We start from the raw sequence: 1,700 nt of genomic DNA on the forward strand, positions 1-1,700 counted from the left end.
GGGTCAGGCTGCCAATCGATGAGGTCGGCGACTGCTGCGCCGGCCAGTTCGCGTAGCGCATCGGCCATTTCCCGCGGGGTGATGGTCAGGCCGGGCAAATTGATGGAACGGTGCTCGCCCAGCTGCGCGGAAGGCAAGAGATAGGCGTGTATCAAGGACTGTATGACGTGTCCGGGCGATGCCAGCCATAAGGGTGTGTCGGGGTCGATAGGGCAGATGGCGCGCTCGCCGGCCATCGGCTCGCGGATGATGCCGCTGGCAAAACTGGACGCGGCGCCATTGGGCTTGCCGGGTCGCACCGATACGGTGGGAATGCGCACGCAGCGCCCGTCGATAAAGCCCTTGCGCGTGTAGTCGGCGACCAGCAGTTCGCCTATCAGTTTCTGTATGCCGTAAGAAGATCGCGGCGCGGGCGGCGTGCTGTCGTCCACGATGTCTTCCGGTGCGCCGCCATAGACCGCCAGCGAGCTGGAAAACAGGAAGCGTGGCGGTTTGCCGAGCGTGCGAGCAGCGTCGAGAAGCGCGCGGGTGCCGTCCAGATTGACCCGTATGCCAAGGTCAAAGTCGTTCTCGGCGGTGCCGCTGACCACCGCGGCCAGGTGAATAATTCCGCAAACGTCATCGTTTATGATGGTGCGCCATTGCGCAGGATCGGCTATATCGGCGCATAGGTAGCGCAAGCGCGGATCGCTGAGCGCGCCAGCCGCTTGATCCATTGCGATGACTTCATCGAAAAGATCGCCAGGGCTGGCGGTGCCGGCGTGTACGGCTGGTTTCAGCAATTGTTCTATCAGCATCTGGCCTAAAAAGCCGGATCCCCCAGTGACCAGGATTTTTTTCAATTTGGATCCTTTATTGGGTTATGTTGTCGGGACGGACTTGTTGCTGGAAAGAAATAGCCACAAGATAGCGCAAATCATCGGGTCGGACCAGTAATTGGATCACCATTCAACTCAGGACGTAGCGGAGAAGGCAGCATGAAAGGCAAGTTGTTCATTGGCGGGAAGTGGTTGGCGCCCCATTCGGGCAAGACGATAGCGGTCATCGACCCGGGGACAGGAGAACAGTTCGACGAGATCGCCGACGGCGGGGCTTTCGATATCGACCTGGCGATCCAGGCAGCGCGTCGGGCGCTGGCCGGCGAATGGGGAAGTTTCACCGCAGTCGAGCGTGGACGTGCCCTGACTCGGCTTGGCCAGAAGGTGCTGGAGCATTTCGATGAATTGGTCGAGCTCGAGTCCCGTGACTGCGGCAAGATTCTCGCGACCGCCCGCAACGACGTCAAACTGCTGGCCCGTTATTTTGAATTTTATGGCGGCGCGGCTGACAAAGTGCATGGCCAGGTCATACCCTACCAGAACAATCATGCCGTTCGAGTGGTGCGTCAGCCCTTCGGCGTTTCCGGACACATCATTCCCTGGAACTATCCCGTGCAAATCATGGGCCGCTCCGTGGGAGCCGCGTTGGCCATGGGCAATGCGGCGGTAATCAAGCCGGCGGAAGATGCCAGCCTGTCGATCTTGCGGCTGGCCGACCTTGCCGCCGAGGCAGGGTTTCCCGACGGCGCCTTTAATGTCGTACCCGGTTACGGCACGACGGCCGGCGCCGCGCTCATTTCGCACCCCGGCGTGAATTTCGTGTCCTTCACCGGTTCGCCACAGGTAGGCACTATCGTTCAGCAGGAAACGGCGCGCAACCAC

At 60.7% G+C, this 1,700-nt stretch carries 2 protein-coding genes; one reads left to right on the top strand and one right to left on the bottom strand.

Features of this window, described 5'->3' with window-relative positions; all coding sequences use genetic code 11:
• Window positions 1-842: D-erythronate dehydrogenase (gene denD / locus V6M52_RS11160; protein WP_332701071.1), on the bottom strand; the 842-nt coding region annotated here is incomplete at its 3' end.
• A gap of 135 nt (window positions 843-977) precedes the next feature.
• Between denD and V6M52_RS11165 the strand changes: the two genes are divergently transcribed.
• A partial coding sequence (locus V6M52_RS11165) for an aldehyde dehydrogenase family protein (RefSeq protein WP_332701072.1) occupies window positions 978-1,700 on the top strand: 723 nt, incomplete at its 3' end.

Origin of the sequence: Devosia sp. (genome assembly GCF_036676215.1) — a bacterium.
Lineage (GTDB): Bacteria > Pseudomonadota > Alphaproteobacteria > Rhizobiales > Devosiaceae > Devosia.